General features: G+C 62.4%; 12 protein-coding genes and 1 tRNA gene. 7 read left to right on the top strand and 6 right to left on the bottom strand.

What is annotated here, in order from left to right:
* Positions 1 to 59: 59 nt before the first annotated feature.
* The gene (locus ABK249_RS06010) at positions 60 to 2,135 is read right to left on the bottom strand and encodes an ATP-dependent helicase (protein ID WP_037155902.1); all 2,076 of its coding nucleotides are present in this window, start codon (positions 2,133 to 2,135) and stop codon (positions 60 to 62) included.
* 159 nt (positions 2,136 to 2,294) lie between these two features.
* Here ABK249_RS06010 and ABK249_RS06005 point away from each other — a divergent pair, with 159 nt between their 5' ends.
* The 4 genes from ABK249_RS06005 (at position 2,295) to ABK249_RS05990 (ending at position 6,241) form a co-directional block, all read left to right on the top strand.
* A complete protein-coding gene (locus ABK249_RS06005) occupies positions 2,295 to 3,311 on the top strand; it encodes an iron ABC transporter substrate-binding protein (protein ID WP_348862426.1) in 1,017 nt (338 codons plus the stop codon).
* A gap of 96 nt (positions 3,312 to 3,407) precedes the next feature.
* Positions 3,408 to 4,976: an ABC transporter permease gene (locus ABK249_RS06000; RefSeq protein WP_348862424.1), complete on the top strand. Its 1,569-nt coding sequence runs from the start codon at positions 3,408 to 3,410 to the stop codon at positions 4,974 to 4,976.
* Complete coding sequence (locus ABK249_RS05995; RefSeq protein WP_227703786.1) at positions 4,973 to 6,007, top strand: ABC transporter ATP-binding protein; 1,035 nt, start codon at positions 4,973 to 4,975, stop codon at positions 6,005 to 6,007. The genes ABK249_RS06000 and ABK249_RS05995 overlap by 4 nt, the downstream gene beginning before the upstream one ends.
* 60 nt (positions 6,008 to 6,067) lie before the next feature.
* Positions 6,068 to 6,241, top strand: coding sequence for a DUF1328 domain-containing protein (locus ABK249_RS05990; RefSeq protein ID WP_037155909.1), 174 nt, complete (start codon positions 6,068 to 6,070; stop codon positions 6,239 to 6,241).
* A 274-nt stretch (positions 6,242 to 6,515) separates the two neighbouring features.
* On the opposite strand, the gene ABK249_RS05985 is transcribed toward ABK249_RS05990, so the two are convergent.
* The gene (locus ABK249_RS05985; protein ID WP_415926426.1) at positions 6,516 to 7,418 is read right to left on the bottom strand and encodes a transglycosylase SLT domain-containing protein; all 903 of its coding nucleotides are present in this window, start codon (positions 7,416 to 7,418) and stop codon (positions 6,516 to 6,518) included.
* A gap of 313 nt (positions 7,419 to 7,731) precedes the next feature.
* Here ABK249_RS05985 and ABK249_RS05980 point away from each other — a divergent pair, with 313 nt between their 5' ends.
* Positions 7,732 to 8,568 (top strand): Hint domain-containing protein, encoded by an 837-nt coding sequence (locus tag ABK249_RS05980; protein ID WP_348862422.1) that lies wholly within the window; start codon positions 7,732 to 7,734, stop codon positions 8,566 to 8,568.
* A 46-nt stretch (positions 8,569 to 8,614) separates the two neighbouring features.
* Here the strand turns inward: ABK249_RS05980 and ABK249_RS05975 are convergent.
* Positions 8,615 to 8,689: transfer RNA gene (locus ABK249_RS05975), tRNA-Val, on the bottom strand.
* 106 nt (positions 8,690 to 8,795) lie between these two features.
* Positions 8,796 to 9,158, bottom strand: a complete 363-nt coding sequence (gene cpdR1 / locus ABK249_RS05970) for a response regulator CpdR1 (protein WP_037155914.1) — start codon at positions 9,156 to 9,158, stop codon at positions 8,796 to 8,798.
* 186 nt (positions 9,159 to 9,344) lie between these two features.
* Between cpdR1 and ABK249_RS05965 the strand changes: the two genes are divergently transcribed.
* Both ABK249_RS05965 and hisN read left to right on the top strand, forming a co-directional pair.
* A complete protein-coding gene (locus ABK249_RS05965) occupies positions 9,345 to 10,232 on the top strand; it encodes an N-formylglutamate amidohydrolase (protein ID WP_037155917.1) in 888 nt (295 codons plus the stop codon).
* Positions 10,233 to 10,558: 326 nt separating this feature from the next.
* The gene (hisN, locus tag ABK249_RS05960; protein WP_037155920.1) at positions 10,559 to 11,335 is read left to right on the top strand and encodes a histidinol-phosphatase; all 777 of its coding nucleotides are present in this window, start codon (positions 10,559 to 10,561) and stop codon (positions 11,333 to 11,335) included.
* A gap of 9 nt (positions 11,336 to 11,344) precedes the next feature.
* Here hisN and ABK249_RS05955 read toward each other — a convergent pair whose 3' ends face one another.
* Together ABK249_RS05955 and ABK249_RS05950 are read right to left on the bottom strand one after the other, a co-directional pair.
* Positions 11,345 to 12,334, bottom strand: a complete 990-nt coding sequence (locus ABK249_RS05955) for an alpha/beta hydrolase (protein ID WP_348862421.1) — start codon at positions 12,332 to 12,334, stop codon at positions 11,345 to 11,347.
* A 116-nt stretch (positions 12,335 to 12,450) separates the two neighbouring features.
* The gene (locus ABK249_RS05950; protein ID WP_037155926.1) at positions 12,451 to 13,077 is read right to left on the bottom strand and encodes a Vgb family protein; all 627 of its coding nucleotides are present in this window, start codon (positions 13,075 to 13,077) and stop codon (positions 12,451 to 12,453) included.
* Positions 13,078 to 13,106 lie beyond the last annotated feature (29 nt).

The following is a 13,106-nucleotide window of genomic DNA, read 5'->3' as shown; positions in this document are numbered from 1 at the left end:
TTTCCCATCGGGCATGATGCGAGTCAATGCGACAGGAGAGGGGACAAACGAGGATGAAATCAGCGCCACATGCCGCGCATGCGGGCGGTGACGTCGATGCGGACCTGGTGGCGGGCCTGGCGTTCTGCGTCCGACATGGGCGCGACCACCGGCCAGGACGTGGTCTCGAAGAATTGCAGGAGCGTTGCCGGAATGAAGCGGGTGCGCGCGGCATAGACGTGGCGGTCGCCCTGGGCGTTCTGTCCGTGGACGAAGAAGCGCTGCGGAGTGATGAGGTGGAGGTAATCCTTCGCCCGCGTCATGGCGACATAGAGGAGCCGGCGCTCCTCCTCGATTTCGGCCGTCGAGCCGACGCCGAGGTCGGAGGGAATGCAACCGTCGACACAGTTCAAGAGGAAAACCGAGCGCCATTCCTGGCCCTTGGCGGAATGGATGGTCGAGAGGATGAGATAGTCCTCGTCGAGCAGGGGCGTGCCGGATTCGGCACTGGTCGCATCCGGCGGGTCGAGCGTCAGCTCGGTCAGGAAACGTTCGCGCGACGTATAACCGCCGGCGATCTGCTCGAGCTGCAAAAGGTCGGCCTTGCGGGTTTCGGCATCCTCGTGGACGCGGTCGAGATGCGGCTCGTACCACAGCCGGGCAAGGCCGATCTCCGAAGGCCAGCCGGCAGTGCCCTGTTTCAGGGAGGCCAGCATGTCGACGAAGGCCGGCCAGTCGGCGCCCGAACGCGGCGGGGCGGGGATTTCCTGCAAAGCCGCGAGCGGCTCGGGATCGGCGGCGATGGCGTCGAGGATCTTTCCCGCCGTCTGCGGGCCGATGCCGGGGATGAGCTGCATCAGGCGGAAGCCGGCGACGCGGTCGCGCGGATTCTGGGCGAAGCGCAGCGTCGCCAGCATGTCCTTCACATGGGCGCTGTCCAGGAACTTCAGGCCGCCGAACTTCACGAAGGGGATGTTGCGGCGGGTAAGTTCCACCTCCAGCGGACCGGAATGATGCGAGGCGCGGAAAAGCACGGCCTGCTGTTTCAAGGTCATGCCGGTTTCGCGGTTTTCGAGGATCTTCTCGACGATGTAGTTCGCCTGTTCGGTCTCGTCTCGGACGGCAACGAGGCGCGGGCGCTCCTCCGATTGCCGTTCGGTCCAGAGGTTCTTGGTGAAGCGCTCGCGGGCAAGCTCGATGACGCCGTTGGCGGCGGCGAGGATGGTATTGGTCGAACGGTAGTTGCGGTCGAGGGTGACGATATCGGCGGGCGGATCGAAGGAGCCGGGGAAATCGAGGATGTTGCGGATCGTCGCTGCCCGGAAGGAATAGATCGACTGGGCGTCGTCGCCGACGACGGTCAAACCTCGGCCGCCGGGTTTCATCGCCATCAGGATCGACGACTGCAGCCGGTTGGTGTCCTGGTATTCGTCGACCAGCACGTGATCGAAGCGGCCGCCGACATCTTCCGCCAGCGCCGGTTCGCTCATCATCTGCGCCCAGTAGAGCAGGAGATCGTCGTAATCGAGGACGTTCTGGGCCTGCTTGGCCTCGACGTAAGATGCGAAGAGTTCCCGAAGCTGTTTTTCCCAGGCGGAGCACCAGGGGAAGTGCGCCTTCAGCACCTCGTCCAGTGGTGTCTCCGAATTGACCGCGCGGGAATAGATCGCCAGACAGGTGCCCTTGGTCGGGAAACGGCTTTCCGTCTTCGAGAAGCCGAGTTCGTGGCGCGTGAGATTCATCAGGTCGGCGGAATCCTCCCGATCGTGGATGGTGAAATCCGGATCGAGGCCGATCTGTTCGGCATACATGCGAAGGAGCCTTGCCCCGATGCCGTGGAAGGTGCCGGCCCAGGCGAGCGCATCGGTCATGATGCCGGCATTGGGTCCAAGCACCTGCGAACAGATGCGCTCGACGCGGCGGCCCATTTCTGATGCGGCGCGGCGGGAAAAGGTCATCAGCAGGATGCGGCGCGGATCGGCGCCGGAAACGATCAAATGCGCGACCCGGTGGGCGAGCGTGTTGGTCTTGCCGGAGCCCGCGCCGGCGATGACGAGCAGGGGGCCTGCCGGCCCGCCCTTCGGCACGTCCGATCCATGCTCCACCGCACGCCGCTGCGCGTCATTCAATTTTTCCAGATAGGCGACTGCTGGCATTCCTGCTTCCGGCGGGCTCGTTCCCGTTGCGTTCGAATTAGCCATAGCTGATTCGCCTGGCCTCGCCCTCATTCACATATTTGGGAATGCGCCTTAACTTGACCGCTGTTCTCGTGTTTCGCTATGACAGCCCGCGTAAGTTCTCGCTTGGAGGCGACCTTGAAAACTTCTTCCCCCCTCTTTGCCGGCGCTGCGGCGTTTGCCCTCTCCGTCATCGCGCTTTCGACACCTGCTTCGGCGCAGGTGGCCGACAGCATCACCATCTACAATGCCCAGCACGAGGGGCTGACGAAGGAATGGGTCGAAGCCTTCACAGAGGAGACCGGCATCGCGGTGACCGTGCGCAACGGCTCGGACCTCGAATTCGCCAACCAGATCGTCCAGGAAGGCGCCAATTCGCCGGCCGACGTGTTCCTCACCGAAAATTCGCCGGCCATGGCGCTGGTCGACGGCAAGGGGCTTTTCGCTCCGGTCGATCTGGCGACGCTCGAGCAGGTTCCGGAACAGTTCCGCCCGGCGGACGGCCACTGGATCGGCATTGCCGCCCGCTCCACCGTCTTTGCCTATGACAAGACGAAACTTTCCGAAGACAAATTGCCGAAATCCATGCTCGATCTCGCCAAGCCCGAATGGAAGGGCCGCTGGGCCGCATCTCCCTCGGGCGCCGATTTCCAGGCGATCGTCGGCGCGCTGCTGCAGCTCAAGGGCAAGGAGGCGACGGCGGACTGGCTCAAGGGCATGAAGGAGAACTTCACCGCCTATCGCGGCAATTCCACCGCGATGAGGGCCGTCAATGCCGGCCAGACCGAGGGCGCGCTGATCTACCACTATTACTATTTCGGCGACCAGGCGAAGACCGGTGAAAACTCGAAGAACGTCGCGCTGCATTATTTCAGGAACCAGGATCCGGGTGCATTCGTCTCCATCTCCGGCGGCGGCATCCTTGCCTCATCCAAGCACAAGGAACAGGCGCAGGCCTTCCTCAAATGGGTGACAGGCAAGGGCGGCCAGGCGGTGTTGCGTGACGGCACGTCCTTCGAATACGCGGTCGGCAAGGGTGAAGCGTCCAACAAGGCGCTCGTGCCGCTCGACGAATTGCGGGCGCCGAAGGTGGAGCCCTCGACACTCAACAATGCCAAGGTGACCGATATGATGACGGCGGCCGGCCTCCTCTGAGATGCGGCAATAAGTTTGCTCTAATACTCAGCAATAAGTGTTGCATGGAGACATCGCAGGGCTTACCTGCGATGTCTCATGTTTTTCGGGTCTTCCATGAGTTCCATCACTGACACCAGTGTTCCAGTCGCACCGCGCCGCCGCATGCCGGCGGCCTCGTCCTGGACATTGACCATCGCGGTCGCGGTGGCGGTGATGGCGCTCCTGCCGCTCGGTTTCGTGCTGTGGGCAACCGCCGTCACCGGTTGGGAAACGGCCGCGCTGCTCATCTTCCGCGGCCGGGTCGGTGAATTGATGGTCAACACCATCCTCCTGATTTTCTTCACTGTTCCGATCTGTATCGTGGTTGCTGTGTCGCTTGCCTGGCTGACCGAACGCAGCGACCTGCCGGGCGCACGTCTATGGTCCTGGCTCGCGGTGGCACCGCTTGCCGTGCCCGCCTTCGTGCATTCCTACGCCTGGATCGGCATGTGGCCGAGCCTTCACGGGCTTTTTGCCGGGGTGGCGATCTCGGTCGTCGCCTATTTCCCCTTTCTCTACCTGCCGCTCGCTGCTGCCTTCCGCCTGCTCGATCCGGCGCTGGAGGATCAGGCGGCCTCGCTGGGGCTGGCGCCTTTTGCCGTTTTCCGGCGCGTGGTGCTGCCGCAGCTTCGGCTGGCGCTTTGCGGCGGCATGCTTTTGATCGGCCTGCACCTGCTCGCCGAATACGGGCTTTTCGCGATGATCCGCTTCGACACGTTTACGACGGCGATCATAGACCAGTTCCAGTCGACCTATAACGGCACTGCCGCACATATGCTGGCGCTGGTGCTGGTTCTCTGCTGTTTCGTGCTGCTCGGCCTGGAAGCGGGCCTTCGCGGTTCCCGCCGTTATGCGCGGCTCGGGCCCGGCGTCGCGCGCCAACTGAAGATCATCCGGCTGGGCAAGTGGAAATATCCCTGCCTGCTGCTGCCGCTGACGGTCGCTGCCTTTTCGCTCGGCATTCCGGCTCTGACCATCGGCCGCTGGCTGATCGCCGGGGGCTCAAGCATCTGGCGGATGGACGAGGTCGGGCTTTCGCTCATCCAGACGCTCGCCATCTGCCTGATCGGCGGGCTTGCGACGACCGCTGCGGCCGTGCCGATCGCCTGGCTTTCGGTGCGCCGGCCGACCCGTGCGACCCGCTTCCTCGAAGGCTGCTACTATCTCGCGAGTTCCATGCCCGGCGTCGTCGTGGCGCTGGCACTCGTTACCGTCACCGTGCGCGTCATGCTGCCGCTCTACCAGACGGTGGCGACCATCGTGCTCGCGTATGTCGTGATGTTCCTGCCGCGGGCGCTGGTGAGCCTGAGGGCGAGCATCGCCCAGGTGCCCGTGGAGCTGGAGCAGGCGGCCGCCAGTCTCGGCCGCTCGCCCGGCAATGCGCTCTGGTCGACGACGGTCAGGCTCGCTGCCCCTGGCGCCGCCGCAGGCGTGGCGCTCGCCTCGCTCGGTATCATCAACGAACTGACGGCGACGCAGATGCTGGCGCCGAACGGCACACGCACGCTCGCCATGGCCTTCTTTGCACTGACGGGCGAGATCGACTATGCCGGTGCTGCCCCCTATGCTCTGCTGATGGTCATCTTTTCCATGCCGCTCATATGGCTTCTCCACTACCAGTCCAAGAAGATCGCCGGGCGATGACGCTTCTCCAACTCAATTCCCTGCGCAAACGATACGGCATGGTGGCCGCGCTCGACGGCATCGATCTTTCGGTCGCGGCCGGCAGCCGCACGGCGATCGTCGGACCGTCCGGTTGCGGCAAGACCACGCTGCTGCGCCTCGTCGCCGGCTTCGACCAGCCGGACGAAGGCATGATCGTGTTCGGCGGGCAACTGATGGCGGACGGTTCGGCCCAGGTGCCGGCGCACAAGCGCGGCATCGGCATCGTAGCGCAGGACGGCTGCCTCTTCCCGCATCTCACGGTAGCGCAAAACATCGGCTTCGGACTGAACGCGGAGCGGGCCGTCAAGGAGGCGAAGGCGGCGGAACTGATGGGCATGGTGGGCCTTGACCGTGCCATGCTTTCCCGTCGGCCGGACCAGCTTTCCGGCGGCCAGCAGCAGCGCGTGGCGCTCGCCCGCGCGCTTGCCCGCAAGCCGAGGCTGATGCTGCTCGACGAACCGTTCTCGGCGCTCGACACGGGACTTCGCGCCGCCACCCGCAAGGCGGTGACGGAAGTGCTGACGGCGGCCGGCATCACCACGCTGCTCGTCACCCACGACCAGGGTGAGGCGCTCGCCTTCGCCGACCAGGTGGCGGTGATGCGGGCCGGGAAGTTCGCGCAGGTGGGCACTCCGCGCGAGGTCTATTCGAAGCCGGTCGATCCGGTGACCGCCGCCTTCCTCGGCGAGGCGATCGTGCTGCCGGCGGTGATCGGCGAAGGCCGCGCGGAAAGTCCGCTGGGCCTCCTGCCGGTCGACGATACGGCCTATCGGGGCAAGGCCGAGATCATGCTTCGGCCGGAGCAGATTTCGGTGACGCATGCGAGTGGCGAAGGAGCCCCGGGCACGATAGCGGAGATCAATTTCTGCGGAGCGACCTCGGATGTTCGGATCACGCTCGGTGGCGCAGAAGCGTTTTCCTTCCGCCTCGACATTCCGAGCCGCGAGGCGCTTTTTCCCGGGGATCGGGTGATGATCGGTGTCTCGGGGACAGCGCACGTTTTTCGATAGCCGGGAACCCTGGAACCTTCCTTCACGTTATGCGGCCATCAACAAGAAGGAACAAGTTCCATGCTGAAATGGGCTCTCATCTTCCTCGTCATCTCGCTGATCTCCGGTTTTCTCGGTTTTTCCGGCATCTCGGCGGCCACCGCAACGATTGCGAAATTTCTCTTCTTCCTCTTCCTCGTCATCTTCCTGGTATTCCTCGTGCTGGCGCTCATGGCCGGCGGCGCGGTGATGTGACGCCCTGGAAGAGGGATCTGCGGTAGCCCGCAAATCCAAGAGGCTTGCCGATCTCGGCTCCTTCTCGGTCTTCCATCTCCGAAAAGAAAAAGCCCTGCCGAAATTCGGACAGGGCAAGTTGGGGAAAACCTACCTCAGCAAGGCAGGTGCGTCGCGTTTGGCACATCTGATGTCGCTTCACGAGGTCAGTTCGCGGCGATTCGGTACGGTCGTGAAAGAAATTTGCAGCCCGGTCATCTATGGGGGCAGCTTTAGGCTGGCCGGGCTGCGCCGTTCAGTTCCTGAATGTGGTACACGGCACGCCCGCCGCCTTGATACGGGTGCAGAGTTCGGTCGCTTCGGCGCGGGTCGCCCTTCCGATCCTTGCCGCATATCTTGGCCGGTAGCCGAAGTTGCCGCCCTTCTGCCGGACGATCAGGGCGCGTTCGCTGCCAAGCGGCTCAGGAAGTTTACCAATCGCGCTGACAAAGAGCCGGCTTGCGACCGTGGGATCATAATGGGCCGAAAGCTGAACACCCCAGGGGGCCCAGTCGGCAGAGCCGATCAGGACAGGCTCCTGCAGGCGCCGCGTCTCGGCGAGTTCGACGCAGCCTTCCATGAAAGACTTGTCCGCATCGAGGGGAGGGGCGGCGGTTTCAGGCGGCTTGTCCCTCCAGGTCTCGACGGTATGTCCTGTGATGGCGAATACATAGTCCCGGGTTTCGATCGGCAGACGGTCGGCCTTCAGGAAAGTCTGGAGGCCAGCTTCGCCGGCATTGTAGGCCGCTGCCGCGAGGCCGAGATTGCCAAAACGGTCACGCAGCTCACTCAGATAAAGGGAGGATGCAGCGAGAGCCTCGATGACATCAAAGCTGTTTGCAAGCCCGCGGAGCTTCGCGGTCCCCGGCATGAACTGGGCGATGCCCTCCGCACCTTTCGGGCTCACGGCTTCGGCGCGGAACAGGCTTTCCCGCCAGATAAGGCGCGCGAAGAATTGCGGCGGCACAGCGTTGGCGCGTGCGACATGCTCCATTACCCGGCACAGATCGCGATCATAGCTTTCTCGCCCGATGCAGAGCGCCTGGCCATCCTCCTTTGCGGAACGTTCATAGAGGCAGGCTTTGGACGCAGCCTCCTCGTCCGCAGTCAGACCGATCGAGGGAAAGGTCGCCGCCGCGGGCAAGGCCAGCATTGCCATGAGGAGATGATGGATTGCCTTCACCGCAAGCTCACCCCATGGCAAGGCAGGTGGCGGTTATCGTCGCTTGACGACGCGGCTGAAGAAAGGGCTTTCATGCCGGCGATGATAGCACACCGCAACGGTCCGCAGATTGCCGGCGGTAACGGCATGCTCGAACTCCCGCGAGTCTGTTTCCGGCCTGTGCCGATCCTAATACTTTTGCGGTATGGTCGTAATCGTTTGTCTGCAATTCATCCACCAAGATGGAAATTCTCCCTAACGACAAGCGCGCGCAAGATAGCTGCATAACGGGCTGTAAGGGAGAATGACGATGACCGGTAAAGATCCTTCGGAGATCGACAGTGCGCGACGACATTTGCTGGGCCTGACCGCTGCGACGACCGCCAGGATCGTGGCAATGGGTTCGCTCGCCGGCACGATCATTTCTTCATCTTCGGCCGAAGCCGGTGGAAGGGCATGGTGGAAAAAAGGGGGGGACAAGCCGGGCAAAGGCCCTGGAAAGAACCCCATGTGCCTGCTACGCGGCACCTCGATCATGACACCGAAAGGTGAAGTCCCTGTCGAGGAGCTTCGCATCGGCGACCTGGTCGAAACGATTGGCGGCAAGGCGCTGCCGATCAAATGGATCGGCCTTCAAACCTACAAATGCAGGGGGCCGACCTGGAATATGGACGTGGTGCCGATTCGCATATCGCCATCCGCCCTGGATGAAGGTACGCCGAAACGGAAGCTCTATCTCTCCCCCGGCCACTCTCTCTACATCGATGGTGTTCTCATCCGGGCCAAGGATCTCGTCAACGGGACCACGATTATGCCCGAACTGCCCGCGGACAGCCGCGCCATCGAGTATTTCCAGATCCTGCTGGACGCTCACCAAGTCATCCTGGCCGAAGGGGCTCCCGTCGAGAGTTTCCAGCTCAATGCAGACAATTATGAGGGCTTTACGAACTTCGCCGAGTTCGCGCGTCTCTATCCGGCAGACGTCAACCTCACCATGAGCCCCTATGCGCCGATCGTCGGCTATGGTGGCCGCGAGCACCTGAAGGCGCTTTTGCGGTTGGCCTCGGCGGGGTTCATTCGAGCACGGACGCCAACGCGGGACGCCCACGTGAGACTTGCCGCCCGGGGTGAAAGAATCGCCTGTTGATCAGGACGGACGGGATCGGGAATCCACGTCTAAAAGGAGATCGGAATGGTGGGCGTGACAAGGATCGAACTTGTGACCCCTACGATGTCAACGTAGTGCTCTCCCGCTGAGCTACACGCCCATCCGATGGCGGCGCATAGACCATAGACTGGTCGGGCCGTCAACTGGTTTTTGAAACGAAATGCGAAGGTTTTTTGAAGGCTCCGCATTTCCGGACTTTTCGCGGCTCAAGCGGCGAGCAGCTTGTTCACTTCATCCACAAGATCGCGCAGGTGGAAGGGCTTGGAGAGGACCTTGGCGTCCTTCGGCGCCTTGGAATCGGAGTTGAGCGCGACCGCCGCAAACCCGGTGATGAACATCACCTTCAGGTCCGGATCGAGTTCTGTCGCGCGGCGGGCAAGTTCGATCCCGTCCATTTCGGGCATCACGATATCGGTCAGGAGCAGCGAGAAAGGTTCCTCGCGCAGCCGGTCGTAGGCGCTTGCGCCATTGTCGAAGGAAGCCACCTTGTAGCCCGCCTTTTCGAGCGCCTTCACCAGGAAGCGGCGCATATCGTTATCGTCTTCGGCGAGAAGGATTTTCTGATTCATCTCCGGGGACCGTATCCAATGCAGATTTCAAAGAGTTTGAGAGACCTATTACACTGCCAAGACGCGGTAAACATCCGTTTAATGGAGGTGGAAGAGGAGGGTGGCGAGGTATAGATAGTATGGACTTCGCGCCGGGCAACTGGCAACATGGGTTTCCGAACAAGTTCGTGACATGGTAAAGGCAGGATGGATTGCAGCGCGGGTGATTTTGAGCATTTCGAAGTAAGGGAGCCCGCAACGCAGACCATCCCCTTCGTTTTCAATTCGCCGCATAGCGGCCGGCTCTATCCGCCTGCCTTCCTGGCTCAGGCCAATCTCGATGCGTTGTCGATCCGCCGTTCCGCAGATCATTATGTCGACGAGCTGTTTGCAGATGCACCGGAGCTTGGCGCGCCATTGCTGCTCGCCCATTTTCCACGCGCCTATCTGGACGTCAACCGCGAGCCTTATGAGCTCGACCCGCGCATGTTCGACGGGCCGTTGCCGCCTTTCGTCAATATCGGTTCGATGCGTGTCGCGGGCGGTCTCGGCACGATCCCGCGCATCGTTGCCGAAAACATGGAAATCTATCGCCGCCGCCTGTCCGTCGAAGAGGGTATGTCCCGCGTCGAGGCGATCTACAAACCTTATCATGCCTGCCTTAGAAAGCTGATCGCCCGTACCCACGCCCGCTTCGGGCTCGCCATCCTCATCGATTGCCATTCCATGCCCGGCAATATCCGGCTCTCCGGCTCCGACGTGCGGCCGGACTTCATCATCGGCGACCGATACGGCACCAGCGCGTCAGCCGAGCTTTCGCGCGCCGCACTGCATTTCCTGGGTGAGATGGGCTTTTCGGCCGTGCGCAACAAACCTTATGCCGGTGGCTTCATTACCGAACATTACGGAAGGCCGGTCAGGGGGCTGCACGCCCTGCAGATCGAGGTCAACCGGGCGCTCTATGTGGACGAAGTAACACTCGCCAAGAAGCCGGAATTCCCGGCGATTGCTGCAGCCCTTTCCACCTTCATGCGGCAGATGGCCGATTTCGTCGTCGATTTCGCCGGCGGCAACAGCGCGCTCGCCGCGGAATAAATTCCAGGCTTCCAGAGGCTCACTGAATGTATTTTTCTGCCGATCCCCGATCGGCGGGCAAAAAAAACCGCGCTTTGGAGCGCGGCTAAGTCTAGGGAGGAAACACCCAAGGAGGGTATTTACAGTCAAAGACTGTATGCCAACGCTAGTAGTGCGCTGCACAAATGTCAAGCAACTTTTTTAGTTGATTAAATTTGCGTCATTTTTGGGCGAAGTGGTGAGATTTGCGGCAGGGCTTCGCGCCGTCTTCGGCGATGGTCCATGAAACCGGTTTTCAGTTGCGGGAAACGTGATTAGAAGAAGCATCCATCCATCGAGGGGTTTCCATGCTTCCGGACCGCAACTTCTTCTACGAGCTTGCCGATGCCGCCAGGGCGGAGACGCTGCCACGCTTCCGCACCGGCGCCTATGTGACGAACAAGCTGGAGGGCGGGTTCGATCCCGTGACGGAGGGCGATCGCGCAGCCGAAACCGCGATTCGCACGCTGATTACGGAAAAGTTCCCGGAGCACGGCATTCTCGGCGAGGAGCATGAGAATATAGGTCTCGATCGCGAGCATATCTGGGTGATCGATCCGATCGACGGCACGCGCGCCTTCATTTCCGGCCTGCCGGTCTGGGGCACGCTGATCGGCTTCCAGTCGAACGGTCGCGCCAGGATGGGCCTCGTCGACCAGCCCTTCACCGGCGAGCGCTATTTCGCCGACGGTACACGTTCCTGGTATCGCGGGCCTGACGGCGAGCGGCAGATTTTTACACGCGACTGCAAAACGCTGAGCGATGCGATTCTCTTCACCACGTCGCCCCATCTTTTCGTGGGCGGAGAGATGGAAAAATACCGGATGGTCGAAAGCAGGGCGCGGCTCTTCCGCTACGGCTGCGATTGCTATGCCTACGCGCTGCTTGCCGCGGGCCACGTGGACATCGTCGTCGAGAACGGGCTGAAGCCCTACGACGTCGGGGCGCTCATCCCGCTCATCGAGCAGGCCGGCGGCGTCATCACCACCTGGGAAGGTGGGCGGCCGGAAGGTGGCGGCAGCATCGTCGCCGCCGGCAGCAAGGCCGTTCATGAAGAGGCGCTGGCGCTGCTTTCGGGAAGGTGACGAGAGGAATCAGGCGGCGGTTTCGGACAGGCCGAAGCCGCCGTCCAGACCCGGCATGAAGGCTTCGATTGCGGCCAGCCCCTGCGCCCGGTAGATATCCCTGTCTTGAAAGAGCTCGTGGCGCGCCCCGTTGACGGTAATGAGTTGGGCGGCCCGAAATTTCCTCGACAGTTCCTCCTGCGCCCGGTAGGGCACGACGCCATCGAGCATGGGGGCGAGGATCAACGTCGGAATGGTGATCCGGGTCAGATGCGCCTGGTTCGATACACGGCGGGCGGCCTTGAAGGTCTCATGCAGCCAGCGGGCCGTCGGCGCGCCGACCGTCAGCTCCGGATGAGCTGCAATGATTTCCGCGTTGCGATGGAAGCGGGCGATGTCGGAAGTGAGCGGGTTGCCCTCGAAGGGGCGGCGGCTCTGGTCCGTACCCATCGAGATGCGGCCGAGTGCGGTCCAGGAGGCGAGGCCGGCGAGCGTGCGGATCGCGCCTTGCGGTGCGCCCTGGCCCGAAAGCGCGATATAGGGCGCCGAAAGCGCCATACGATGAATGCGGGTCGACAGCCGCGGGGCGGCCGAGAGTGCGATCAGCGCGCCGGTGGAATGGCCGACCAGAAAGAAGGGCAGGCGGGCATCCGGCAGAACGATCTGCTCGAGGAAGATTTCGAGATCCCGTTCGTAATCGGAAAAGCGGCGCACATGGCCCTTGCGCGGGTTCTTCGTCAAACGATCCGAGCCGCCCTGGCCGCGCAGGTCGAACGTGGCGACCCATAGGCCCATCGCATTCAGGTCGCGGATCGTCTCGAAATACTTTTCGATGAATTCGTTACGGCCCTGCATGACGACGACCGTGCCGACCGCCGGCGAAATCTCGGAGCGGAAGAGGCCGTAACGCAGTTTTGTGCCGCGATGGCCGGTGAAATAACCGGCCGTATAGTTCAACGGCGCCGGATTGGCCGGGGTGTGGTGGAGGACGTCGTTGGCGGAGGCTTCTGCTTCTGTCATGCCGGTAAGCGATAGGCGCGGGCGGCGTAACGTCAAGGGAAAAAGAATGGCCGGGCGCCGACGAAGCCGGCATGGGCGTCCTCATGGACGATTGTCCGGATCTCGAATGCCATGGCTCAAGGCCGGCGGACGGCCCTGACCTTGCTGCTGTTTCCGCCGCCGCAGAAGAACCGGTCGCCGCCGTCGGATTCGAGCCCCGACACGTTGGCTCCGGCCTGCATGCCGAGCCTTTCCAGGACTTCTCCCGTTTCCGGATCGATCCGCCGCAACTCGCTCTCGTCATTTTCCCAGGTGCCGTGCCAGAGATCGCCGTTGATCCAGGTAACACCGGTGACGAAACGGTTGGACTCGATGGTGCGGAGGATCGCTCCCGTTTCCGGATCGATCCGGTGGATCTTCCTGTCCCTGTACTGTCCGACCCAGAGGGTTCCCTCGGCCCAGGCAAGACCGGACGAGCCGCCGTCGGGCGCCGGGATCGTCGCAAGCACGCTGCCGGTCATCGGATCGATCTTCTGGATGCGGTCTTCGGCGATCTGGAACAGATGCCGGCCGTCGAAGGCCGTTCCCGCATGCGCGGGGACATCGATCGAGCGCACCACATTACCGCTTGCCGGATCGAACGCATTCAGCTTGTCACCCGACGCGAACCAGACATGCCGGCCATCGAAGGTGACGCCTGCCACCTGCTCCACATCCGGAAAGGGACCGTATTCGCGGAGGATTTCGGCTTGGGATCGTTTCATGGTTTCACCCTTTCTTTGTTCTCACGCCT

Source organism: Neorhizobium phenanthreniclasticum (assembly GCF_040066075.1).
Taxonomy (GTDB): Bacteria; Pseudomonadota; Alphaproteobacteria; order Rhizobiales; family Rhizobiaceae; genus Neorhizobium; species Neorhizobium petrolearium.
This window is presented reverse-complemented; position numbering and strand designations above follow the sequence as displayed.